The 23,037-nt window shown below is 72.4% G+C and carries 19 protein-coding genes; 13 read left to right on the top strand and 6 right to left on the bottom strand.

The genetic code is table 11. The features are described 5' to 3' along the window. Window positions 1-149: 149 nt before the first annotated feature. Together ACZ4Z5_RS19515 and ACZ4Z5_RS19510 are read right to left on the bottom strand one after the other, a co-directional pair. The gene (locus ACZ4Z5_RS19515) at window positions 150-2,300 is read right to left on the bottom strand and encodes a hypothetical protein (RefSeq protein ID WP_468264339.1); all 2,151 of its coding nucleotides are present in this window, start codon (window positions 2,298-2,300) and stop codon (window positions 150-152) included. 535 nt (window positions 2,301-2,835) lie between these two features. Then, window positions 2,836-3,372 carry a hypothetical protein gene (locus ACZ4Z5_RS19510; RefSeq protein ID WP_468264336.1) on the bottom strand — a complete coding sequence of 179 codons (537 nt, stop codon included), beginning with the start codon at window positions 3,370-3,372 and terminating at the stop codon, window positions 2,836-2,838. Between the two features lie 410 nt (window positions 3,373-3,782). Between ACZ4Z5_RS19510 and ACZ4Z5_RS19505 the strand changes: the two genes are divergently transcribed. The 9 genes from ACZ4Z5_RS19505 (at window position 3,783) to ACZ4Z5_RS19465 (ending at window position 12,108) form a co-directional block, all read left to right on the top strand. Next, on the top strand, window positions 3,783-4,031 hold the full coding sequence (locus ACZ4Z5_RS19505) for a DUF6400 family protein (protein WP_468264333.1): 249 nt from the start codon (window positions 3,783-3,785) through the stop codon (window positions 4,029-4,031). Further along, complete coding sequence (locus ACZ4Z5_RS19500) at window positions 4,018-4,260, top strand: hypothetical protein (RefSeq protein ID WP_468264330.1); 243 nt, start codon at window positions 4,018-4,020, stop codon at window positions 4,258-4,260. Before ACZ4Z5_RS19505 ends, ACZ4Z5_RS19500 begins: the two co-directional genes overlap by 14 nt. A gap of 124 nt (window positions 4,261-4,384) precedes the next feature. After that, window positions 4,385-5,365: a bile acid:sodium symporter gene (locus ACZ4Z5_RS19495; RefSeq protein ID WP_468264363.1), complete on the top strand. Its 981-nt coding sequence runs from the start codon at window positions 4,385-4,387 to the stop codon at window positions 5,363-5,365. Between the two features lie 138 nt (window positions 5,366-5,503). Next, window positions 5,504-5,743 carry a hypothetical protein gene (locus tag ACZ4Z5_RS19490; RefSeq protein WP_468264327.1) on the top strand — a complete coding sequence of 80 codons (240 nt, stop codon included), beginning with the start codon at window positions 5,504-5,506 and terminating at the stop codon, window positions 5,741-5,743. A 158-nt stretch (window positions 5,744-5,901) separates the two neighbouring features. Next, entirely contained in the window at window positions 5,902-6,771 is an 870-nt protein-coding gene (locus ACZ4Z5_RS19485) for an ATP-grasp domain-containing protein (protein WP_468264324.1), read from the top strand. Between the two features lie 117 nt (window positions 6,772-6,888). After that, window positions 6,889-7,386, top strand: a complete 498-nt coding sequence (locus ACZ4Z5_RS19480; RefSeq protein WP_468264361.1) for a MepB family protein — start codon at window positions 6,889-6,891, stop codon at window positions 7,384-7,386. 140 nt (window positions 7,387-7,526) lie between these two features. Next, entirely contained in the window at window positions 7,527-7,883 is a 357-nt protein-coding gene (locus ACZ4Z5_RS19475; RefSeq protein WP_468264321.1) for a hypothetical protein, read from the top strand. Between the two features lie 209 nt (window positions 7,884-8,092). Next, window positions 8,093-10,366 (top strand): endonuclease, encoded by a 2,274-nt coding sequence (locus ACZ4Z5_RS19470; RefSeq protein WP_468264318.1) that lies wholly within the window; start codon window positions 8,093-8,095, stop codon window positions 10,364-10,366. A gap of 263 nt (window positions 10,367-10,629) precedes the next feature. Continuing rightward, complete coding sequence (locus tag ACZ4Z5_RS19465) at window positions 10,630-12,108, top strand: glutamate-cysteine ligase family protein (protein ID WP_468264315.1); 1,479 nt, start codon at window positions 10,630-10,632, stop codon at window positions 12,106-12,108. Between the two features lie 52 nt (window positions 12,109-12,160). Here the strand turns inward: ACZ4Z5_RS19465 and ACZ4Z5_RS19460 are convergent, their stop codons facing one another. Both ACZ4Z5_RS19460 and ACZ4Z5_RS19455 read right to left on the bottom strand, forming a co-directional pair. Continuing rightward, a complete protein-coding gene (locus ACZ4Z5_RS19460) occupies window positions 12,161-12,418 on the bottom strand; it encodes a hypothetical protein (protein ID WP_468264312.1) in 258 nt (85 codons plus the stop codon). Window positions 12,419-12,655: 237 nt separating this feature from the next. After that, entirely contained in the window at window positions 12,656-14,440 is a 1,785-nt protein-coding gene (locus ACZ4Z5_RS19455; RefSeq protein ID WP_468264309.1) for a serine/threonine-protein kinase, read from the bottom strand. 225 nt (window positions 14,441-14,665) lie between these two features. Between ACZ4Z5_RS19455 and ACZ4Z5_RS19450 the strand changes: the two genes are divergently transcribed. Then, on the top strand, window positions 14,666-15,652 hold the full coding sequence (locus tag ACZ4Z5_RS19450; RefSeq protein WP_468264306.1) for an MBL fold metallo-hydrolase: 987 nt from the start codon (window positions 14,666-14,668) through the stop codon (window positions 15,650-15,652). A gap of 226 nt (window positions 15,653-15,878) precedes the next feature. Further along, a complete protein-coding gene (locus ACZ4Z5_RS19445; RefSeq protein WP_468264303.1) occupies window positions 15,879-16,103 on the top strand; it encodes a DUF6296 family protein in 225 nt (74 codons plus the stop codon). Here the strand turns inward: ACZ4Z5_RS19445 and ACZ4Z5_RS19440 are convergent. After that, on the bottom strand, window positions 16,098-16,652 hold the full coding sequence (locus ACZ4Z5_RS19440) for a GNAT family N-acetyltransferase (RefSeq protein ID WP_468264300.1): 555 nt from the start codon (window positions 16,650-16,652) through the stop codon (window positions 16,098-16,100). The two genes, ACZ4Z5_RS19445 and ACZ4Z5_RS19440, sit on opposite strands and share 6 nt — an antisense overlap. Before the next feature lie 296 nt (window positions 16,653-16,948). On the opposite strand from ACZ4Z5_RS19440, the gene ACZ4Z5_RS19435 reads away from it, so the two are divergent. Beyond that, window positions 16,949-18,613 carry an alpha/beta hydrolase gene (locus ACZ4Z5_RS19435; protein WP_468264297.1) on the top strand — a complete coding sequence of 555 codons (1,665 nt, stop codon included), beginning with the start codon at window positions 16,949-16,951 and terminating at the stop codon, window positions 18,611-18,613. 469 nt (window positions 18,614-19,082) lie between these two features. Continuing rightward, window positions 19,083-22,151 carry an AfsR/SARP family transcriptional regulator gene (locus tag ACZ4Z5_RS19430; RefSeq protein WP_468264294.1) on the top strand — a complete coding sequence of 1,023 codons (3,069 nt, stop codon included), beginning with the start codon at window positions 19,083-19,085 and terminating at the stop codon, window positions 22,149-22,151. A gap of 566 nt (window positions 22,152-22,717) precedes the next feature. On the opposite strand, the gene ACZ4Z5_RS19425 is transcribed toward ACZ4Z5_RS19430, so the two are convergent. Further along, the gene (locus ACZ4Z5_RS19425; protein ID WP_468264291.1) at window positions 22,718-22,888 is read right to left on the bottom strand and encodes a hypothetical protein; all 171 of its coding nucleotides are present in this window, start codon (window positions 22,886-22,888) and stop codon (window positions 22,718-22,720) included. Between the last annotated feature and the right edge of the window lie 149 nt (window positions 22,889-23,037).

The raw sequence follows: 23,037 nt of genomic DNA, 5'->3' as shown, positions 1-23,037 counted from the left end.
GGAGGGTGACATGCGCCGAGTTGCGGTTTGGCGCGGGGTGCTGACCTTGCATCGGGGTGTTCCGCGTGGGGGAGGGGGCGGGGGTACCGCCGCTCCCGGCCGCCGAGCGGCGGCCGGGACCGTGGCCTGAGGTTGCGGTGCGTCCCGGGTCAGCGCCGGACGCCGAACGGCACCGGTCGTGCGACTCCTTCGGGAACCGGGGTGGCGGGCGTGGTCCGCTGCGGTGCCCGCGCGGCGCCGTGTGCCGCTGCCGGGCTCGCCTGGTCGGGGGTCTCCGATGCGGGGAGGGTGAGCGTCACCCGGTCCTGGGCCGCCTCGGGGGCCACCCGGCCGGAGACCGATCCGGCGTACGGCCGGCCGAAGGCGGCGCTGCCGTCGGAGAGCACCTGCCGGGTGCCGGTGGGCATGGTGGCGGTGACGGCCAGGCCCTGCGGCCCCTGGACGGTCACGGTGTCGCCGATGCGGTATCCGGTGACCTGTCCGGCCCGCACGGCGCTCGTCCATGCGTCCCGGTCGCGGAGTTCGGCGCCGATGTCGCTCATCCGCAGGTTGACCAGGGGTGTGTTGTCGGCGTACAGGGCGGCGTACTGCTCCAGGACGGCGTCGAGCACGGGGTAGCCGATACGGTCCTCGGCCAGGTTTGACTGGTGGATGAAGTGCGGGCGGGGGTCGTTGGAGAGGACGTGTCCGAGTGCGGTCCTCGTCTCCTGCGGCACGATGTGCGAGGAGAATCCGGTGGCCGTGTCGAGCGGCGCGTCCAGGCACGTGGTGGTGGCGAGTTCCTCGCACAGGCCACTGCCGCCCTGCGCCCTGCTGGTGTAGATCCAGTTGTACTCGTCGACCTGCTCGGCGATGCGGCCGGCGTTGAAGAAGATGTTGATGGGGTGGCGGGCGACGGTCAGGGCGGGGCCGACCGGACGCTGTTCCGGGTCGCGGGAGTTGTCGGCGCCGAGCCACGCGATGCCGTTGTCGGTGAGCACGGGGGCGAGATGGGGGTTGTCGGCCGGCTGTTGCGGGAGCAGCTTCAGACCGGAGTGCTCGCCGGTGACCAGTTCGTCGGTCCGCAGGGGGAGCCCGTTGCGTTCGGCCCAGGACCGGTTGTCGGCGATCTGCGCGGCGATGGTGGCACGGCTGACGTAGCGGACGGCGCCGTCCGGGCCGGTGGCGCACTTCCACGGGACGACGCTGACGTCCTGCTCGCAGCCGAGGTACGGGTGGTCGTAGGTGTGGTTGACCCAGCGGAAGGCGTCCCGGTGGGTGACGAACCGGTCGGCGAGCGGGTCGGCCCCGTGGTCCTCGCGGTATTCGACGCTGCCTCCGCCGTTGAAGACCATGTCGAGGGTGATACCGCGGGCGCGCGACCACTGGACGGCGTGGTCGACGTCGGCGGCGGTCATGCGGATCGGGTTCGGCGTGCCCGTGCCGGGCCGGCAGTCCACGTCGCCGGGTGTGCAGTCGAGGGTGGTGTCCCAGCGGTCGTCGGCCGCGAAGACGTCGTCGATGTGGACGGCGAAGTAGTTGTGCGAGGCGCCGAGCCGGACGCCCTGCGTCATCCAGTCCACGATGCCGCGCGCGAGCAGCCGGAACTGCTGCTGGTACTGGTTGTACGCGAAGGTGACCACCAGTTCACGGCGCCCGTCGTGGCGGTATTCGCCGACGAGGGTGCCCTTCGTCGTGCGGCCCGGGATGGGCGCCTCGACGTAGCTGGTGAAGTCGGCCCCGGCGACCGGCCGGGACAGGAAGGCGTAGCTCTCGTTCACCGAGGGCGCGTTGTCCTCGAACGGCACGGTGCCGTCGAGGTAGCCGAAGGGGCCGGACCGGCCGGCCTGGGTGACCTCGGCGCGGACGCCGTCCACGGGGCCCATGTAGCCGCCGTTCACCGGGTACTGGAGCCCCGCCTGGGGGGAGGCGTACGTGTACGCGTCCACCTGGGGGATCGCGTACGCCTTCTCGTAGGCGACCAGGGAGGCCATCTCCGGGGAACCGGCCGGGAAGGGGTTGTCGTTGGGCAGCACGACGGCCTGGAACCTGGCGCGCGGCACACCGTCGACGGTGTCCGCGAGGAAGGCCGCGTCGATGGACGGCCGGTCCGCCCGTGCCAGGTCGACGACGGTGTAGGGCGTTCCGGCGCCGTCGAGTTCGGCGACGATCGCGGCGGTGGCGGGCCCGCCGTCGGTCACCACCAGCACCCGGAGGTCGATGCGTGGCGTCGCCGGCTCCACGGCGGAGGCCGGTGCAGGAAAGCCGAGCGCGAGCAGGAGCGCGCCCGTGAGCGCGGCCGTGCCGATTGTCCGCCTCATGCGGTGTCATCCCCTCCAGTTGGGCACGGCCGGTTCTCCCCAACCGGACGCACCCCACCCCAGCGCACCACCGGCGCTCTCCCTGCGCCGGTGGTTCCGCCCTGACGCGTCACATAGTGGTGGCTCCGTGGAGTTCTCGTGTGCTTGCTGTGGAACATGACGGAAAAGCGCAGGTGCTTCCGGGAGCACAGGGGGGCGCATCAGTCCATCGCACACGTATGTCAATGCATCGAGGCACCTGGCTGCCGGCCGCAAGGCCAAGTGGGCCTTGAGGCATGGCCCGTGGATGCGTTCGGCGCGACTCGGGTTCCGCATCACAGGTCTGGACAAGTCGAAGTGTGGCCGCGATGTGCTGTTTTCGGCCATGGTGGGCGACGCGGCACGGGGCGGCCTGCGACGGGCGCCGACGAGGAGGACGGGGGCCCGGAAGGCACGGCAGGACTCCGGAGGGAAACAGCCGGCGGCCCACCGCGTGCCACAGAGCGGTGGGCCGCCGGGGCCCGTCCGGGGGAGAGCCGGGCCGTTCGGGGAGGATTCAGGAGCGCGTCGCGCCTTCGGGAGCGGGCGGCTGCGCGCAGGTCACCCGGGTCTCCGGAGTGTGGAAGACGCCGTCCTTGGTGGTCTGGCCGCCGTTGAACTCGTAGTAGACGTACGAGTAGAAGCCGATGTTCCCGTTGCAGCCCGAGTCGGCGGCGACGTCGAGAGTCAGGGTCACGGTGCGGCTGGTTCCCGGGGCGAGCGGGATGGCGTAGTTCACACCCAGACTGCCGGTTCCGGCGCCGGTGCAGGTGGCACCCTCGGCGGTGCAGGACAGGCTGTACTTCAGGTCCTTGCGCTGCGTGGTGGTCCACGTCGGCTGGACGGACTGGTAGACGAACCAGATGTCCGTCGCCTGGTTGTTGGTGAGGGTCATGGTCAGCCGGACCGAGGACCCCGGGGTCACGGTCGCCTGGTCGGAGGCGAACGTCAGGTCGGGCGTGTCCGCGGAGGCCGGCTGGACCAACCCCAGCAGGGCGAGCGCGAAGGCGAGGACCGCGGACAGACCGAAGCGTCTCAGACGTGTGATGTGCATGGCGCCGGAGGCTAGGAGACGGCCGCGCCCGCCGTCTGCACCCCCTCGGCGCGGCGCCCGCGGCTCCGGCCGGAACCGTCCGGCCGCGCAAAACCATCCGAAAGCGACGACCGTGTGCGCCGGGGCGCACACATTCGGCTGGTGATCGAGCCCTCACCCCCCGGCGCGGGTACCCGACGGGGACCGGAAGGTGCGCCACCGGTCGCTCCGGCAATGGCGCGTTCCGGGCGGGCGCCGCCGGGGCGCGGCCGGCTCATGGACCGCGCGACGAAATGCTCGGACTTCGCCCATGGATTGCCTTTGTGAGAAGCATCCCAATTCACATGAATATCCCTCTGATTTGCTTTCGGGAATCGAAAGTTTCTGGTAAACAGGCTGGTCCCGCCTCCAGTACCCCCGGAAGTTTCGCCATGGACCAGGACAGCGCACCCGAGCTCATATCCTTCGAGATCGACCTCACCGCCGAGGAGGCCCGGCGCCGGGCCGAGGTCGTGGCGGCACTCGGTCCCTACTGGGACCCGGTGGCCGTGATGCAGGGCGAGGACGAGGCGTACCGGATGCTCTACTCGGGCCTCGACGCCGACCAGCAGCGCACCTACGACATGCTGGTCACCGCCGGTGTACTGCCCGCACGGGAGCCCGGCCGTGCTGCCGATTGACCCCCACGCCGACATCGCCCGTCGCGCCTGGGTGCCCTGCCCCCGCTGCGACGACGCGCGGGACTGCGCGACCTGCGCCGACGGGCGCACCTGCCGCGAGCACTGGCGCTATCTGATCTCCAACAAGGGCACCGTGGTCCACCTCCAGTGCCCCGGCTGCACGCACATGTGGGCCGTGGAGACGGGGAACGGCGTCGGCCGCCCGGGCCCCGGCCCGGCCACACCCTGACGGACACCGCGACGACCGCTCCGACCTGTGAGGATGGGCACGCGGCTGCCACCGGGGCGGGCCGCCACGGAGCGAGGGAGCGAACGGGGTGCCGGAGCAGGGACCGCAGGGCCCGGTCGAGCGGATGGAACACCACCAGGTCGTGATCTACCTCCTGGCGATGGCCGCCGGTGGGCTGCTGGGCCTGACCGCCCCGGCCGCCGGCTCCGGTCTGGAGCACGCCATCAACCCCGTCCTGGGCGCCCTGCTGTTCGTCACGTTCCTCCAGGTCCCCGCCGCCGAGCTGTTCCGTTGCCTGCGCGACGGCCGGTTCCTGGCCGCGGCGCTGGTGGTGAACTTCGTGGTGGTGCCGCTGGTCGTCGCCGCCATGTTCGCGTTCCTGCCCGCCGACCAGGCCGTCCGGGTCGGTGTCCTGCTGGTGCTGCTGTGCCCCTGCGTCGACTACGTGATCGTCTTCTGCGGCCTCGCGGGCGGCTCCAGCCGCCGCCTCCTCGCCGCCACCCCGCTCCTCCTGGTCGCGCAGATGCTGCTGCTCCCGGGCTTCCTGTACCTGTTCATGGGGTCCGGCCTGGCCGACGTCGTGGACGCCGGACCGTTCGTGGAAGCCTTCGTCGCCCTGATCGTCATCCCGCTCGTACTCGCCTGGGCCCTCCAGGCGTGGGCCGCGCGCCGCCCGGCCGGACGGAGGGTGTCCGACGCCGCGACCACCACGATGGTCCCGCTGATGGCCGCGACCCTGCTGACCGTCGTCGCCTCCCAGGTGCCCGGGCTGGGCGACGACCTGGCCGACGTCGCCGCCGTCATCCCCTTCTACGTGGCATTCCTTGTCCTGATGGCCTTCGCGGGGAAGGCCGTGGCCCGGCTCTTCCGCCTCCGCACGGCGGCGGCGCGGGCGATCGTCTTCACCGGAGCGACCCGCAACTCCCTGGTCGTGCTGCCCCTGGCCCTGGCCCTTCCCGGGTCATTCGCCGCCGCCGCGGTCGTCGTGGTCACCCAGACCCTCGTCGAGGTCCTCGGCATGGTCGCCTACGTCCGCCTGGTGCCCCGCCTCGTCCCCGGCGGGACCGCCGATCAGCAACAGCCCACCTCCGTCTCCCCTGGGTGAACAGCTGCGAGAGGCCCGCGAGCGGGGCCGGACACGATCACGTCCCCGCAGGCCGCCGCCGCCCGGCTGTATGACGATCCGGTCTCGGACCGGCTCCTGCCCGTGTCCGGGGTGACGGTCGCACTCGTTGGTCCGGGCATGAGCGAATCCTTCTCGATCGGTGCCGGGGCGGGCCGCGGGGAGCCCCACCGGCTCGAACGGCCGCCCGTCGTCCCCGACTGCCCCTGCTGCCCGCCGGCCGGCCCGGGGACGGCCCCGCCCCCGGACGGTACGGAACGCGACGTGCGCTGGAACTTCGGCGGCGGCGTACGGACCGTGATGGTCACCCTGGCGGCGCTGACCACCGCCACCGCTGCGGTCATGACGCATCTGCACTAGGTGATCCGTCGTACCCCGGGGAATCGGGGCCGGTCTGCGGTACCGGGTGAGCGCGCCGCCCGGGAGCACCCCCCACCTGAGGCCCGGACCGGCCGGAGGCGGGACACCGCGTGTACTTTAACGGTCAACCGATCCTCAGGCCTCAGGAGAGATGCCCAGTGTCCGCACGGCCCCGAGTCCTGCTCGTCACCGACCTCGCCTACCAGGCACGGGGGCGGCGGTACTGCGACGAGGACATCTTTCTCTCCTCCCGGCTGCGGGAGGACTTCGACCTCGCCCTGTGCCACCCTCGGGACGCCGCCACGCTCATGGACGCCTTCGACGTCGTTGTGGTCCGCAACAGCGGGCCCGTGCTGCACTACCGGGACGCGTACGAGGCCTTCCGCGAGCAGGCGCTCCGGCGCGGCACCCTGGTCTACAACCCGCTGACCGGCCGGGGCGACATGGCCGGCAAGCAGTACCTCCCGGACCTGACCGCGGCCGGCTTCCCCGTCATCCCCACCGTCGACCGGCGCCGGGACCTCGCCCTGCTGCCCGAGACGGACGCGTACGTGGTCAAGCCCAAGGCCGGCGCGGACTCCATCGGCCTGGAGGTCGTACCCCGGGACCGGCTGGGGGACGTCGACCCCGGTGACGGCGAGCTGCTGGTCCAGCCACACGTCGACTTCCGGTACGAGGTGTCGTTCTACTTCGTGGACGACACCTTCCAGTACGCCCTGCACGCGCCCCACCCCGACCGCCGGTGGGTCCTGGAGCCGTACGAACCCACCGCCGCCGATCTCGTCTTCGCCCGCCGCTTCATCGACTGGAACACCCTGGGGCACGGCATCCAGCGCGTCGACGCCTGCAGGACCCGGGACGGTGAACTCCTGCTGGTGGAACTGGAAGACCTCAACCCCTACCTGTCCCTGGCCCTCGTCCCCGAAGCCACCCGAGACGCCTTCGTCGCGGCGCTGAAGTCGTCCCTGCACCGCTTCGCCGGAACCGCTGACGTCGCTGGCGCCCTGCCCGTCATCGGGACCGACTGAGCGGACGCCGGGTCACCCGAGCCGGAGGCCGAGTGGCAGGATGGGCGGGTGACGACCGAACGCGAGAACTCCCCACGGACCTGCATCGACTCCGGTTCCTGGTCGGCCACCGAGGCGATGCACGGGGATCTCCTCGCGGTGAAGCGCCTGGTGTACGACCCGTGCGGTTTCCGGTGCTCGCAGCCGGTGCCCGAGGCCGAGAGCGCCGAGTACACGGCGCACACGTTCACCCTGGACGGCTCGTCCGTCAGGTTCCGCACGGGCAAGACGACACCCACGAAGGCAGGGCAGTTCGTCACCGTGTGGAAGCGGTCCGCGGACGGGCCCATCCAGCCCTTCGACGCCGACGACCCCGTCGACCTGTTCGTCATCAGCACCCGTGAGGCCGACCGCTTCGGGCAGTTCGTCTTCCCCCGGGAGGTGCTGCGCGAGCGGGACATCGTGGCGACCGACGGGACCGGGGGGAAGCGCGGGTTCCGCGTCTACCCGCCCTGGGTCGCCACGTCGAGCCGCCAGGCCCGCATCACCCAGACCTGGCAGGTCGAGTACTTCCTCGAGGTACCGGAGCACGGCCCGATCGACGCCCTCCGCGCCCGCGCGCTGTACCACCCGTAGCGGCAGCCCCGGAGGGGCGGCACCGAGCACGGCGGGTTCCGAGATGATCGCCCGTGCGCTGAACAACGCGCCCCTGCGCCCCGTACCAACCAGTGCCCGCCCGAGCAGGCCGGGCAGACGCGTCGACTACAGGAGCGCCCATGACAGACCGCCACGAGCCGATCATGCACGGACTCCCGGACGGTGGCGCCGAGTTCTCCATCACGCTCCGCCTGGGCTGGGACGATGTCGCTGCTCTGGGACGTGAGGCGAGCCGGCTGGCCGAGCAGCGCGGCACGCCGGTGACCATCGACGAGGCGGCGAGTCATCGGCTCCGCACCTGGTCCGCCGTGGCGAGTGCGTCCGAGGAGCGGACGAAGTCGCTTCCGCAGGGCCAGCAGACCACGGCTTCCGCCCCTCCGATCGCCGCCCCCGTCACGGCCATCTCCTCCCATGCTGCGCGTCAGATGCAGACGGCCACCCCGGCGGCAGCCGCGACCGGCAACACTTCACGCTGACGCGGGTTCGGACGCCGGCCGGCCACCAGACGCCGGACGGCCACCGGGCAGGTCGACGGCCGGGCGGCGATCGCCTGCCGGAGCAAGCGTTGAACGACGAACGAACGGCTGGCGGTCCGCGTCCGTTCGGGTGAGCGGTCTCCGAGAACCTGTGCTCCCATGGACGAAGAGAAGGGGGTGTGGCAGGGGGTACGAGGAGGCTGGCCGGCATGGCGGTTGAGCAGGTGTTGTCCCGGGCGGACACGGAGTTCCTCGAACAGGTCGCAGCGGCACGCGAACGCTATGCGGGGCGCGCCGATCAACGGGCACGGCATCTGCGGATGCTTGACGTCCGGGGCATCCTGCACGTCGACGCCCCGGACCGGGTGAGCCGGAGACTGGCACGCCTGGGCGCCGACTGGGCGCTGGCCACGGCGCTGGAACGGACGCCGGCCAAGGCCACGGCGGGGTGCAGCCTGGACGTGGACCACCATCTGGTCGGCGCGGACGTCCTCGGGCTGGAACGGCTGATGGGGCGCAACGACCTCGTCGGTGCCGACTTCCTCGAAGCGGGCCTCCTCGCGTGCCGGTCGACCGGGCGGATCACCGTCCCCGGAGCCCGGCCCCGCCACGGGACCGGGTTCCTGGTGTCGCCCTCCCTGCTCATGACGAACCATCACCTGCTGTCCTCGGCGGAGGAGGCGGCCGGGGCGGTCGTCGAGTTCGGCCTCCGGACCGGCCTGGACGGGCGTCCGGCCACGCCGGCCCGGTTCGAACTCGATCCGCGGCGGTTCTTCGTGTCCGACCGCGGACTCGACTTCTGCCTGGTCGCCGTGACCGAGCGCTCCCAGGACGGGCTGCCCTTGTCGTCGTTCGGCCGGCTGCCCCTCAAGGAGGCGGAGGGCAAGGTCGTCCTCGGCGAGCTCGTCAGCATGATCCAGCATCCCCACGGCGAGCCCCAGCAACTGGCCCTGCGCGAGAACAGGGTCGTGGACCTACTGGAGGGGTTCGTGCACTACGAGACCGACGAGGCGGCCGGTTCGACGGCAGGGGCGTCGGGTTCGTCGGGGTCGCCGGTGCTCAACGACCAGTGGGAGGTCGTCGCCCTGCACCACGCCGTCATCCCCCGCACCGACGGTGACGGCCGTCCGCTCACCGTCGACGGTGCTCACTGGGAGCCGGCGATGGGAGAGCACCGGCTCGACTGGAGGGCCAACGAAGGCGTGCGGATCAGCACCGTGCTGGCGGCGCTCCGGCAGGTCCGCCTGTCCGGTGAGGCCGCCGCACTCCGCGAGGAGCTGTTCGCGGCGGGCGCGTCCCTCCACCCGCTCGAGCCGTATCCTGCCGCATCGCAGGGCGTCGGGACGAACGGCGGCTCCGGGCAGTGGCGCACGCTGCCCGCCGGCACCGTCCTGCCGACGGACGTGACGGGTACGTCGCGCTGGAGCGTCCCGCTGTACATCTCCGTCGGCCTCGGCCCGGGCGGCGCCCTCGGCGAGGCGGCCCCGGGGCCGGCCGGGCCGGAGTTCCGGCTGGAGGCACGGGCTTCCGGTGGCGCGCAGGAGATTCCCACGGCACCTCTCGCTGCCAGGCCGGCGGCGCCGGCGCTGACCGAGGTCGGGCGGATCGACGGCCAGTCCCCGGCCGAGGCGGACCGGGCCGCGGCGCTGATGAATCTCGCCGCCGCCAGGACCCGGCCCTACTACGAAGTGACTGCCGACCGGGCCGCACGCGACACCTACTACGCGGGCGTGCGCACCGACAGCCCCATCGCGCTGCGCCAGGGGCTCACCGAGCTCCTGGAGGCCACCCATGAGCACCGGCCGGTCTACAAGCCGATACGGATGCTCTACCCGTGGGTCGATCTGCACCCGGACTCCCAGCTGCACGGAATCTACTCCGGCAAGGACTTCACCCCGGAGGAGCTGATCGAGGCGGACGCCGCGATAGAGGCCGCGCGGATCGGACGCTGGCAGGAGTTCCTGCTCCACGACAGCGCACCGGGACCGTCCGCTCTGGACGCGGAGTTCGACGCCCTGGAGGCGGCGCTGCCCTTCAACTGCGAGCACGTGGTGCCCCAGTCGTGGTTCGCGAAGAAGGAGCCGATGCGCGGGGACCTCCACCATCTGTTCGCCTGCGAGTCGGCGTGCAACAGCTTCCGGGGGAACATCCCGTACTTCGACTTCGCGGAGGACGACGAGGCCGTCCAGCGGGACTGCGGACGGCGCGAGGCGCAGAAGTTCGAACCCTCCGCCGGGAAGGGGCCGGTCGCCAGGGCGACCCTCTATTTCCTGCTGCGCTACCCGGGCTTCATCGGCGACGAGGCGCGCGAGCTCCAGCGGGACCGTCTGGACATCATGTTGGCCTGGCACCGGGACCATCCCGTGACCGACTACGAGCGGCACCGCAACGCGGCGATAGCGGAGATACAGGGCAACCGCAATCCTATGATCGACCACCCGGAGTGGGCGGTGCGGACCGACTTCCTCGGCGCCTGGCCCTGAGGTGTCGGCCCCGGCGGAGGCGGGAAGCGGCCTCCGGAGGGCGAGAACCGGCGGGCGGCGGCCCGCCGGACGGCCCCTCGACATCGTGTACGGCCGGGCGGTCCGGTCACGCGGACCGGACGGCCCGTACACGGACCGGGTACGAACCCCGCCGGGAAACGCCGCGGATCCGCAGCGGAGCCCCCCGTGGGCTCGGTGGTCCGTGCGGCGTCCGCGTGGGACGCTGAGAAGAGGGGCTGGCCCCAGAGATTCCGGGAGGGCCGATGGGACGCGATGTCCCGGCGCTGGTGTTCACCCGTGACGACCGCCGCCGGTACCGGAACAAGATGCACACGTGCCTCGATGCGTTCGCGCAGATGCTCCGTGAGGAACGGTTCGCGTCCGACCGGCCGCGGGTGGGCCTGGAGATCGAGCTGAACCTGGTGGACGGGATCGGCGAGCCGACCATGCGGAACACCGACGTCCTCAAGGCGATCGCGGACCCCGCCTGGTCCACCGAGCTCGGGCGGTTCAACCTCGAGATCAACGTGCCGCCGCGGCGGCTGACGGCCGGCGGCCCCGACTCCTGGGAGCAGGAGATCCGCGACGCCCTCAACCACGCCGAGGACCATGCCTCGGCGGTCGGGGTACACCTGATCATGATCGGGATCCTGCCGACGCTCCGGCAGTCCGACGTCGGCGAATCGGCCCTGTCGGAGAATCCCCGGTACCACCTCCTGAACGAGCAGGTGTTCGCGGCTCGGGGCGAGGACCTGCACATCTCCGTCGACGGCGTGGAGCAGCTGCGCACCTACGCGGACACCATCACGCCGGAGGCGGCGTGCACCAGCACCCAGTTCCATCTGCAGGTGTCGCCCGAGGAGTTCGCGCCCTACTGGAACGCGGCCCAGGCGATCGCCGGGGTGCAGGTGGCCCTCGCGGCGAACTCTCCGTTCCTGTTCGGCAAGGAGCTGTGGCGCGAGACGCGCATCCCGCTCTTCGAGCAGGCCACCGACACCCGTCCGCAGGAGATCAAGGTGCAAGGGGTGCGGCCCCGGGTCTGGTTCGGCGAGCGGTGGATCACCAGCGTGTTCGACCTCTTCGAGGAGAACGTGCTCTACTTCCCCGCACTGCTCCCCCTGTGCGACGAGGAGGACCCGAGGAAGGTCCTCGACGACGGCGGCATCCCGGAGCTGTCGGAGCTCACCCTGCACAACGGCACCATCTACCGGTGGAACCGTCCGGTGTACGCCGTCACCGACAGCACCCCGCATCTGCGGGTCGAGAACCGGGTGCTGCCGGCCGGCCCCACCGTGGCTGACACCCTCGCCAACGGCGCGTTCTACTACGGGCTCACCCGGGCCCTGGTCGACGAGGAACGGCCGGTCTGGTCGCGGATGTCGTTCTCGGTCGCGGAGGACAACCTCCACACCGCGGCGCGGCACGGTATCGACGCCCGCCTCTACTGGCCCGGCATGGGCGAGGTGCCGGTGACGGAGCTGGTCCTGCGCCGGCTGCTGCCGCTGGCCCATCACGGGCTCGAACGGTCGGGCATGGACGCCGGGTGGCGTGAGCCGCTGCTCGGTGTCATCGAGCAGCGGTGCGTCACCGGCCGCAACGGGGCGACCTGGCAGACGGAGACGTTCCACCACATCCATGACACGGTCCACGCCGACCGGCACGAGGCGCTGCGGCGGATGACGCAGCTCTACATGGACTACATGCATCTGAACGCGGCCGCACACACCTGGCCCGTCGACTGAACGCCGTCCGGCCCGCGTGGCCCGCCGTCCGGCCCGTGTCGGGGCACGGTCCTCAGCTCACCGTGATGCGCAGCTCGTACGGCTCTCCCCCGCTGATCGCCTCCGCCTGCTCGGCCAGATCGGCCGGGGTGAACCCCAGCAGGGCACGATCCGCGGCCGTGCGGAGCAGCGGAAGGATCTCCGCGGCGGGACGGCCGCGGTGCGATGCGGCGAGATCGGTGAAGGCCTGCTGGTACGACGCTCCGTAACCGCCCGTGCGTCCGGGCACGGGTCGTCCCGGAGGCCGGCCGTCGCTGTCGGACCGTTCCATGACCCCGCTCCTCCCGCGTCGGGGCCCGGCCGGTCCAGGCCCTCACCCATGACGGTAGAAGCAGGCACTGACAATCCCGTCCGGATCCGGCAACGACGCCTCTGACCTGCACGAAAGCCTATCGGAGAGACGTTCGGGGCGTGGGCGGACACCTCCGGGCCGGGTGGGCGGCGGAACGGGCGGCGGCACGGGCGGCGGCTCTGGGGCCGCCGCGCCGCAGGGACGGCGGCCGGACCGTCAGCCGGACCGCGGGAAGAGCTCCTGCACCTTGCCGTCGAGCGTGGCCTTGAGGTATCCGCCGCCGTACTCGTCGGCGACGTAGACCTTGAGCGCCGCCTCCTTGGTGATCAGGGCGGTGTCCACGATCACGTAGCGCATCGTGGGCTTGGGGACTCCGAGGTCCTTGTCCGCCCGCCTGAGGAGCGCCGGGAGGGCGTCCCAGTCGACCTTGTCGAGGTCGATCATCTTGTCGTCCTGCCCGATGGTCTCGCCGGGTGTCAGTCTCCTGACCGCGCCGTTGCGGTACTCGAACCGGTCGAACACGTCCTTGCGGCCCTTGGGCGGCATCGAGGCCCAGGCGTACTCGGGGTAGATCCAGATGGACACCGCCTGGGTGCCACCGGTGTGCTTCTTCAGCGCCGAGATCGCGGAGCGGGCACCGGCCGGGGTGAGCAGACTTCCCTTCGGGGCCGCGTCCGCGGTGCCGGGGTCCTCGTCCGCGTCCGCCGAACCGCCGCCGGACTCCGCCGTACCGCCGGCGGCGTCGGAGGTGCTCGTGCCGCCCGAGCCCGAGGCACCCGAGGTGGCGGTGGTCCGCTTGGCGTCACCGCCGGTACCACCCCCGAAGTCGGGAAGCAGCTGGAAAGCCCCAATCGCGCCCGCGATCAGCGCCACCGTGACGGCCGCGGCGAGCACCGGGCGCCTACGGGACGAGGGCATCGGAGTCGTGGGGACCGTGGCGGCGGACGGGCCGTAGCCGTAGGGCGGCCGGGGCGCGTAGGGACCGGCGCCGTAACCGGGGTCCGGCTGCCCGGGGAAGGGAACGGGCGGGCCGAACCGCTGTCCCGGCGGCGGCGTACCGTCGGTCCGCGCCGTGTCCGCGCCCGGACCGCCCGGCCGGCCGGCGGCGGGAGTGACCGGGACGGCCGCGGGCGGCGCGGCCGTCGGGGCCGTACCGGACGCCGTGGCCGCGGCGGCCTCGAGGAGCTGCTCCAGCCGCTCGGCATCGGGGCGCGCCGCGGTGTCCCGCACCAGCAGTTCCGCGAGGACCGGTGCGAGCGGGCCGGAGCGCGTCGGGGGCGGGATCGGCTCGTCGAGCACGGCGACGACCGTGGCCAGACCGGTGGCGCGGCGCAGCGGGTGCGTTCCCTCCGCCGCCACGTAGAGCATCATGCCGAGCGACCACAGGTCCGAGGACGGGTTGCCCTCCTCTCCCCGGACGCGTTCGGGGGCGATGTACTCGGGCGAGCCGATCAGGTCGCCGGTCGCGGTGAGGCTCGTGGACTCCCGCAGCGCGGCGATGCCGAAGTCGGTGAGGACGGCGCTGCCGTCGGGGCGCAGCAGCACGTTGGCGGGCTTCACGTCCCGGTGCTGCACTCCGGCCTCGTGTGCGGCCCGGAGTGCGGACAGCACGTCGAGGCCGATCCTCAGGACCTCCGGTACGGGCATCGGCCCCTGGGCGAGCCGGTCGTGGAGGGATCCTCCCTTGACCAGCTCCATGACGATCCACGGGTGCGATCCGTCCAGGGGTTCGACGATGTGGTGGATCGTGACGACATGCGGATGGGCCAGTCTGGCCAGCGCACGCGCCTCCCGGATCGCGCGTTCCCGGAGCATGAGGGCGAGGCCCGGGGTCGCGTCGGCCATCGCCGGGTCGGGCGGGCGGACCTCTTTGAGCGCCACCTCCCGGTGCAGGGCGATGTCACGCGCCCGCCACACCGTTCCCATGCCTCCGCTGCCGAGGCGCGCGACGAGTTCGAAGCGGCCGTCGACCAGCGGTCTGTCGGCCTCACTTGTGTTCATGGCGGGTCATCGTACGAGGCCGGGTCCGGCCGTCCGGAATCGGCATCCGGCATCTGCGCGGAACGGCCCCGCGACCGCTCCGGTGCGGGCCCCCGGCGCTGTCCCTGCACGGACAATTCACGGGCGCGCGCGGTGGCGGAACGGCTACGATCTGCCGTCACATCACCGGAGTGGGCGACCCGTCGGGCCCGCTGTTCCGAATCCCGAGAGGCACAGAGGCACACCATGGCGCACGCCCCGGTACGGCACGCCGACCATCCCGAGCTCCTGGAGCAGGGTCATCCGTTCCGCCAGTGGAAGACCTGGCGGATCCCCGGCTGCGACCTCACGCTCACCGGGTACTCCCGGGCCAACGACAAGACGTTCTTCCACGTCCCCGAGCTGCGGTGCAGCCTCGACGCCGGTCTGTGCGAGGGGCGGCAGCCGGAGACCGTGTTCCTGACGCACACCCACCACGACCACGCCAAGGACCTCGACTTCCTCGCCGCCCGGGCCGGCGGCACGGACATCTACCTCCCCGCCGCCGCAGCACCGTACGTGGAGTCCTATCTGCGGGCGTCGGCGGAGCTGAACCACGGGGACGGGTACGACCCGGCGCTCGCCGGCGGCCACCGTCTGCACGGGGTGCGGCAGGACGACGAGTTCGCCTTCGGGCGGCGCGGTCACCGGGTGCGGGTCGTGGAGTGCGAGCACAAGGTGCCCTGTGTGGGATACGCGTTCTCCGAGACCGGGAAGTCGCTGCGGCCCGAGTTCGAGGAGTTGCGGCGCGGCCTGCTGCGCGGAGGCCGGGGCGCGGAGTTCGGCCGGATCATGGCCGAGCACCGCAGGAACGGCACCGACGTGGACCAGGAGGTACAGCGGCCGCTGTTCGCCTACCTCGGTGACACCCATGTGCGCGTGTTCGAGCGGAATCCATGGCTGTTCGACTACCCGGTGATCATCACCGAGTGCACCTTCCTGCACGACTCCGAACTGGAGCGCGCCGAACGGGTCGGGCACACGGTGTGGAGCCGGCTGCGCCCCCTGGTGGAGGCGCACCCGGAGACGCTCTTCGTCCTGACGCACTTCAGTCTGCGTCACTCGGATGCCGAGGTCCTCGCGTTCTTCCGGGAGGAATGGGAGAAGGCCGGGCCGGAGCTTCCGCGGAACGTCGTGCTGTGGGTCCACCCGCAGAGCCGTCTGCCCGAGCAGCACCAGCACGGCGGCTCTTGACCGCCACGGGGTGACACGCCCCCGGGCTCCCTATGTGCATGCCGGGGAATCCTGTGTACGCAAAAGGACACCGTGCTGCCGTGCCCCGCGCACCCCGGCCGGAACCGCGCGGATCACCGGCGGATCACCTGTGCGGCAGGCACAGCGGGCAGAACGGCTGCCGAGCCGACATCGTGGTCTATGCACACCACACCGGAACCGGCAGCGACACCCGAGCGAGGATGTCATGGATGAGACAGAAGCGTATGAGTTGACGTTCACGGGCGGGGGCCCGCGGGACGTCGTCGTGGTCCGCCGCACCGACCGCAAGGGTCCGGGCGGCCATCCCGTCTATGCGGACGCCACCGGCATCGTGCAGGCGGAGATCAGCGACCGCGGCGAGGTGCGGATGATCGCCAGTGGGGCGCACCAGGAGTACGTTTCCGGCGTACAGGCGCGGCCCGTGTCATGAGGCGTCAGGCGGCCGGCCGCCCGGCGTCGGCTGCGCGAAGACGTACAGCACCTGCGGCTCGCCCCATTCGACGAACCTCTCGGCCGGCGTGGCACCGAGGGATTCCAGGAGCCGGCGGGAACGGCGGTTGGCCTCCTGGGTGACGGCGACGACGTCCGCAGCGCCGGGTGCCGACGCGAGCATCGCCGCCCAGCGAACGGCGGCGGCGACCGCCTCGCGCGCGTAGCCGTGGCCCCAGTGCTCGGGGAGCATCTGGTAGGAGAGCTCCGCGCGGCCGCCGCGCGCTCCGGGCTGCACGCAGACGAGGCCCAGGACGAGGGCGTCGGATCGCCGCGCCACCGTGAACGCTCCGCGCGCCGCGACGCACTTCTCCTCGCGCACGCGCAGTTCGGCCGCGGCGACGGGGCCACCGAGGTGACGGCGGACCTCGGCGTCGGTCCAGAGGCGGACCATCACGGGCACGTCGGACGCCTCGATCGGACGCAGTGCCAGACGCTCCGTCGTGAGGACCGCGGGCCAGGGCGGGGGTTCGGCGGGTAAAGGCGTCATGCGCGTGATCATGACACAGGCGGTACGGCCACGGCCGGGCCGCGAGCCACGCCGGGGCGGGTCGGGGCGGGTCGGGTCGGGGCGGGTCGGGTCGGGGCGGGTCGGGCGCGTACGGCAGCACGCGCCGCACACGCCGCCATTGCGGTGAAGTCGGGGGAATCCCCTGCCGGTTGTGGTGTCCACCGTTCGGCCGTCGGCTGGTTGCGGGAACGGTCCGGGCGGGTTCGGGTGGGTTCGGATGCCTCCGTGGCAGTTCCGGAGGCCCAGTGTCGAGCACCGTCAGGAGTGAGAGACGCATGCACATACCCGGATCCATAGGGGGCCGTGGGCGGTTCGCCGCGGGACGGGGCCGCGGGCGGTACGCCGCGGCGACGGTCGCGGCGGTGGTCTGTTCGACGATGTTCACGGTGCCGGGTCCGGCGCCGGGAGGCGGGCCGGTTCCCGTCGGGCCCGTGTCGCCGCTGGAGTGGAGCCGTTGCCGCGGAACGCACGGTGGTTTCGAGTGTGCGACGGCGAAGGTTCCGCTGGACTACCGCAAGCCCGGCGGCCGGAGCATCGATCTCGCGGTGATCAAACGGAAGGCGACCGGTCCCGGGCGGCGGCTCGGCACGGTGTTCTTCAACCCCGGCGGACCAGGCGGTCCCGGCACACAGGCGCTGCCCACGGTGTACGGCCTGTTCCCGCGCGAGGTGCGGGAACGGTTCGACATCGTCAGCTGGGACCCGCGCGGCGTCGGGCAGAGCGCCCCGGTGCGGTGCTTCCCCGGTGCGAAGGAGGCCCAGGCGTGGCAGGGGGGCGTACCCGCCGGGTTCCCGGTCGGCGACCGGGAACGGAAGGCCTGGATCGCGGCACACGCCGAGCTGGCCCGGCTGTGCGAGCAGCGGGATCCGGAGCTGCTGCGGCACGTGTCCACCGCGGACACCGCGCGGGACCTGGACCACCTCCGTGCAGCCGTGGGCGACCGGCAGCTGAACTATCTGGGCGTCTCGTACGGAACGCTGCTCGGCGCCACGTACGCCAACATGTTCCCCGCCAAGGTCCGCTCCATGGTCCTGGACGCCGTCGTGGATCCCCGGGCGTGGTCGAACGAGGACCAGCGAGGCGGAACGCCCGACCTGGGGACGTTCCTGCGCAACAGTTCCGACCTCGGTTCGGCGGCGACGCTGCAGCAGTTCCTCGGCCTGTGCGGAGGTGCCTCCACCGCCGGCTGCCCCTTCTCCGCCGGTACCTCGGAGAAGACCCGCGCCAAGTTCGAAGAGCTCCTGAAACGCCTCCAGAAGAACCCGCAGGAGGCCTGGACCTACGCCGCCACGATCGCCCGCGTGGTGAACGGCATCTACTTCACCAAGGAGTGGGCCGGCCTCGCCAAGGACCTCGAAGACCTCTGGCAGGGGCGCAAGCCCGCCGAGCAGCCGTCGCCGACCGCACCCGACGGGTATCCGGGGTACGAGCAGAAGTACGGTGTGATCTGCTCCGAGAGCCCCGGTCCCCGTGATCCCGGCAGCTACCGGCAGCAGGAACTGCGCAGCACGGCCCGGACCGGCGACATCGGCGGCTTCTGGGCCTGGATCAGCGAGCCGTGCTCGGCGTGGCCGGCACAGGCCGCCGACCCGTACAGCGGTCCGTGGAACAAGCCCACCGCCCCCGTTCTCCTGGTCAACCCGACCTTCGACCCGGCCACCCCCCACGAGAACGCCGTGGCCATGACCCGCTACCTGGCGAACACCCGGCTGCTCACCCTCGACGGGTTCGGCCACACGGCCCTGCTCAACCCCAGCAGTTGTGTGAACGAGCACGAGAGCCGCTACCTCGTCGACGGCGTCCTGCCCCCGGCCGGGGCCACCTGCGCCCAGGACATGCGCCCGTTCGCCGCCCCCAAGCCGGAGGGCGGCACCGGCACGGGAGGCGGCGGACTCGCCCGCGCCGCCGCCGACGCCCGCGGTAGGGCCGCTGCGCCCTGACGGCGGCCTCCGACGCGGGCGGGACACCCGCCGCTCCGTCGGCCGGCGCGGGCCGGGCGAACGTGCGCACCGCACGAGCCGTGCGAGCACGGGCGCCCGGCCCGCGCCGGGCCCTGCCCGGGGTCCGCCTCCCACGGAGCGGCGAGGCGCGCCTTTCCAGCCAAAAGGCGGTGGAGCCGGTTCCGTCTTCGGCGGTCCGCCGGCGGAACGAATCCCGCAGGTCAGCGAGGGGCGGCCGGCGTACACACCGGGACAAGTGTCGTGTTGGCCCCCGGACACCCGTCCATGTGCGAAGATGCGCGGCGCCACGACTCCGCGGCTTCAGGACCGGGGAGCAGGCCGCCGACGGGTGCGCTCGGCCCGTCTGCGGCCGGATGGAGGGCAGGGCGCGACTGGGAGCGGAAGCGACCGCTCCGCCCAGGGGGCGGGCCGGACGTCTCCCGGCGACCGGTCACAATGGGGGGCAGATGTGAATCAGCTGGTGTTCAGGCTGTTGGGACCGCTGGACGTGAGGGCCGGTGCGACGCCGGTGAGGCTCAGCGGACGACGCTCGCAGACCGTGCTCGCGACGCTGCTGCTCGCGCCGGACCGGGTGGTGTCCGTGGACGGCCTCGCGGAGGCGGTCTGGGCCCAGGACCCGCCTGCCACGGCGCGGAACCAGATCGCGATCTGTGTGGCGGCCCTGCGCAAGTCGTTCAAGGAAGTCGGTGTCGACGACCTCCTCCTGACCTCGCCACCGGGCTATGTGCTCGCCAAGGGGGAGCACCGGATCGATGTGGCGGAGTTCGAGGAGCTGGCCCAGCGGGGCCGCGCCGCGGCCCGGCAGGGACGCGCCGAGGAGGCGTGCCGGCTGCTGTCCGAGGCGCTGGCCCAGTGGCAGGGCGCGGCGCTCGACGGGCTCACCGGGGAGCGCATCGCGGCCGAGGCGACGCGGCTGGAGCAGCTGCGGCTCGACCTGTGCGAGGAACAGGCCGGGCTGCGGCTGCAGCTGGGTCAGCACCAGACCCTCGTCGGCGAGCTGACCGCCCTGGTGGAACAGCACCCGTTGCGGGAGCAGTGCCGGGCCCATCTGATGCTGGCGCTGTACCGGTCGGGGCAGCGCGCCCGGGCCCTCGAAACGTTCCGGCAGGGCAGAAAGGCGCTGATCGAGGAGCTCGGAATAGAACCGGGGCCGGCCCTGCGGCGGTTGCACGACCTGGTGCTCCAGGACTCCCCGGAGCTGACGCTGCCGCCCACCACCAGCGTCTCGGCGTCGACGGCGCCGGCCCAGCTTCCCGCCGACACCACGTCGTTCACCGGCCGGGAGCGTGAACTCGCGCTGCTGGACGGGCTGCTCAAGGAGCAGCCGTACGCCTCCCCCGCCCCGGTGGTGGCGGCGCTGGTCGGTATGGGCGGCGTCGGCAAGACGGCGCTCGCCGTGCACTGGGCGAGCCAGGTCTCCGACCAGTTCCCGGACGGCCAGCTCTTCGCCGACCTGCGGGGCTACGACAGGAACGACCAGCCGGTGACCGCGACGGCGGTGCTCGACCGCTTCCTGCGCGCCCTGGGCGTCCCCGCGCAGCAGATCCCGGCGGATCCCGACGAACGTGCGGCGCTGTACCGCAGTGTGCTCAGTTCCCGGAAGACGCTGATCGTGCTGGACAACGTCCGCACCTCCGCGCAGCTCCGCCCGCTGCTGCCGGGCGCCGGCCGCAGTTGCGTGCTGGCCACCGGCAGGGAACCGCTGAACGACCTGACGGGCGATTTCGCGGGCCTGCAGGTGCGGCTGCGGGTGCTGGAGGAAGCCGACGCCACGGCGCTGCTGACCAGGATCGTGGGAGCCGAGCGGTTCGGCGGTGACCCCGTGGCGGTGGAGCAGCTGAGCACGCTGTGCGACCGGCTGCCGCTGGCGCTGCGGATCGCCGGGGCGCGGCTGGTGGCCAAACCCCATATGGGCACCCGCAGTTTCGTCGCGCGGCTGGAGGACGAGCGGCGGCGGCTGGACGAGCTGTCGCAGGGCGGCAGCGGGGTGCGCGCGGGATTCCAGCTGACCTACCGCGATCTGTCGTCGGACGCGGCCCGGATGTACCGGCGGCTGGGCCTGCTCCGCACACCGGACTTCGCGGCCTGGGCCGGTGCCGCGATGCTCGGCACGGATCCGCTCACGGCGGAGGATCTGATCGAGCAGCTGGTGGACGCCCAGTTACTGGAGGTGGCCGACTCGCCCGACGGCACGGCCCGCTACCGGTTCCAGGACCTGCTGCGGCTGTTCGCCAGGGAGCGCGCCCAGGCGGAGGAGTCGGAGGAGGAGTGCCACGGTGCTCTGGAGCGGGCGTTCACGGGCTGGTTGTGGCTCGCCGAGGAGGCCCGCAGGAGGCTGGACCGGGAGGGCTATCCGGTGGGCCGTGAGCCGGCCGTGTCGCCGGGGCTCCCGGACTGGCTTGCCGACGAGCTGCTGGCCGACCCGCTGGCGTGGTTCGAGACGGAGCGCGCGGCCGTCGTCGACGTCGTGGCGCACGCGGCCGGCGCCGGGCAGGCCCGGTTCGCCTGGGGACTGACCGAGAGCAGTGTCCCGGTGTTCGAGACGCACAACTACCTGGAGAACTGGCAGCAGTGCACCGAGCTGTCGCTCTCCGCGGCCCGCCGCGCCGACGACCGCAACGGCGAGGCCACGATGCTGCGGCTGCTGGGCACGCTGGCGATATACCAGCGCAGGTACGAACCGGCGGAGGGATGGAGCTCGGCCGCGCTCCGGCTGCACCGGGAGGCGGGCCAGACGCACGGCACCGCGCTGGCACTGCGCAATCTGGCGATGTGCGCCCGCTTCCAGGGCGACTACGAGCGCGCCCTGCACTGGTGCCAGGAGGCACTGGAGAGCTTCCACGAGGTCGGTGACACCGGCAACGAGGCCCATGTGCTGGGATTCCTGGCGCAGATCGAGCTGGAGCGCGGCGAGGTGGAGCGCGCCGTGACGCTGGCCGACGAGGCCGTCCTGCTCAGCCGACGGGCCGCGTCCCCGCGCTCCGAGACGCAGAGCGTCTACCGGCTCGGCGAGGCGCTGCTGCGCAGCGGTGAACTGGACCGTGCGGCCCGGTCGTTCGCGGAGGCCCTGCGACTGACGCGCAACGACGGCGACCGGGTGGGGGAGGCACACGCCCTGCGCGGCATGGGGGAGACCCTGTGGCGTCAGGAGGACCTGGCGGGGGCCCATGACGCGCTGCGCGGCGCGATGGAGGCGGCGGAGGAAGTCTCCGACTGCTTCCTGAAGGCCCGGGTGGAGACGGACCTCGGCTGCGTCGACCTGCTGGCCGGCCGGTTCGAGGCGGCACGGGAGCGACTGGCACAGGCGGCCGCCCTGTTCGCCGACGTGGGGGCCCAGCTCTGGCGGGAACGGGCGCAGCGGCTGGCCGCCCTCGCGGACGAGGGGGACGGCGGGGGTGCCTCCGGGCCCGAAGCGGAAGCCGCTGCCGCGCCGGACCGCCCCGAGACCGGCTCCCCGCGGGCGCGGACCGGACGGTCACGGTCGGCGGCGGACCTGACGCGCCTTCTGGGCCCGTGACCCGAATGGTCAGGGGAACCGGGCTGGTTCAAACCGGCCCCGGTGGCCCGTGACCCGAATGGTCCGGGGAACCGGGCTGGTTCGAACCGGCCCCGGCTGGAACCCGGTCGCGCCGTCGTCGGACGGCCGGCAACCGGGGGTTCCTGAGGCGGCCGGGTAGTCGCTCCCGTGGACGGGTGCCGGCTCCGTGCACGGGCGCCTCCGGGCTTGCGGGCGCCGGCGACAGCGGTGGCGCCGCGGGCCCCGAACGAAAGACGGCACCGGCCCCGACCGCCCCGAGGCGGCTCCACGCGAGCGCAGCCCGGACGGTCACTGTCAGCGGCCGACCTGACGCGCCGTCTGGTCCGGTGATCCCGCCGGCGGCCGGGTAGTCGCTCCGGCGGCGGAACGATCCCTCAGGTGGACCGGCGCCCATCCGGCGGCCGGACCGTTCCGAGGCCGGCGGGTGGTCGCCCCCGGAACCCCGCGTAGCCTCGCGGCCCCGGTCGGCCTTCCGGCCCATGACGAATCCCCCGGTCCCGGCGCGGCGGCGCGGGAACCGGGGGACGGCTCGGGGCTGGGAGCGCTCAGCCCCAGGGCTTTTCGTCCGACGCCGCGGCGAGAACGGTTCGCTGCACGCCGTGCGAGTGGTGCGCATCCACCTGGTGCGTGCCGGTGGCCGCGGCCCAGGCGAGCAGGGCCACAGCGGCGATGACGCCCGGAAGAGCGGTTCCCCTTGCCGTACGAATGCTGCGCATCGTCCATCCCCTCGTGTCGAAACGCACGGTGTATCCGTCTGCTGCGGTACGAGAAGAACCGTAGGAACGACCACTTTCGATTCGCTGTTCCGTGGATTTTCCCCCGGTCGGCCTCACACGAAATCGATCCGATATCGAGGGAACAGCGG

The sequence above is a fragment of the Streptomyces sp. NPDC030222 genome (assembly GCF_055573115.1).
The sequence above is the reverse complement of the archived record's forward strand: the minus strand, read 5'-3'. Positions and strand labels throughout refer to the sequence as shown.

Bases quoted from the DNA above. Each gene is read 5' to 3' on its own strand.
- ACZ4Z5_RS19515 (WP_468264339.1), bottom strand. From the start codon at position 2,300: ATGAGGCGGACAATCGGCACGGCCGCGCTCACGGGCGCGCTCCTGCTC.
- ACZ4Z5_RS19510 (WP_468264336.1), bottom strand. From the start codon at position 3,372: ATGCACATCACACGTCTGAGACGCTTCGGTCTGTCCGCGGTCCTCGCC.
- ACZ4Z5_RS19505 (WP_468264333.1), top strand. From the start codon at position 3,783: ATGGACCAGGACAGCGCACCCGAGCTCATATCCTTCGAGATCGACCTC.
- ACZ4Z5_RS19495 (WP_468264363.1), top strand. From the start codon at position 4,385: ATGGAACACCACCAGGTCGTGATCTACCTCCTGGCGATGGCCGCCGGT.
- ACZ4Z5_RS19490 (WP_468264327.1), top strand. From the start codon at position 5,504: ATGAGCGAATCCTTCTCGATCGGTGCCGGGGCGGGCCGCGGGGAGCCC.
- ACZ4Z5_RS19480 (WP_468264361.1), top strand. From the start codon at position 6,889: ATGCACGGGGATCTCCTCGCGGTGAAGCGCCTGGTGTACGACCCGTGC.
- ACZ4Z5_RS19475 (WP_468264321.1), top strand. From the start codon at position 7,527: ATGACAGACCGCCACGAGCCGATCATGCACGGACTCCCGGACGGTGGC.
- ACZ4Z5_RS19470 (WP_468264318.1), top strand. From the start codon at position 8,093: ATGGCGGTTGAGCAGGTGTTGTCCCGGGCGGACACGGAGTTCCTCGAA.
- ACZ4Z5_RS19465 (WP_468264315.1), top strand. From the start codon at position 10,630: ATGGGACGCGATGTCCCGGCGCTGGTGTTCACCCGTGACGACCGCCGC.
- ACZ4Z5_RS19460 (WP_468264312.1), bottom strand. From the start codon at position 12,418: ATGGAACGGTCCGACAGCGACGGCCGGCCTCCGGGACGACCCGTGCCC.
- ACZ4Z5_RS19455 (WP_468264309.1), bottom strand. From the start codon at position 14,440: ATGAACACAAGTGAGGCCGACAGACCGCTGGTCGACGGCCGCTTCGAA.
- ACZ4Z5_RS19450 (WP_468264306.1), top strand. From the start codon at position 14,666: ATGGCGCACGCCCCGGTACGGCACGCCGACCATCCCGAGCTCCTGGAG.
- ACZ4Z5_RS19445 (WP_468264303.1), top strand. From the start codon at position 15,879: ATGGATGAGACAGAAGCGTATGAGTTGACGTTCACGGGCGGGGGCCCG.
- ACZ4Z5_RS19440 (WP_468264300.1), bottom strand. From the start codon at position 16,652: ATGACGCCTTTACCCGCCGAACCCCCGCCCTGGCCCGCGGTCCTCACG.
- ACZ4Z5_RS19435 (WP_468264297.1), top strand. From the start codon at position 16,949: ATGCACATACCCGGATCCATAGGGGGCCGTGGGCGGTTCGCCGCGGGA.
- ACZ4Z5_RS19425 (WP_468264291.1), bottom strand. From the start codon at position 22,888: ATGCGCAGCATTCGTACGGCAAGGGGAACCGCTCTTCCGGGCGTCATC.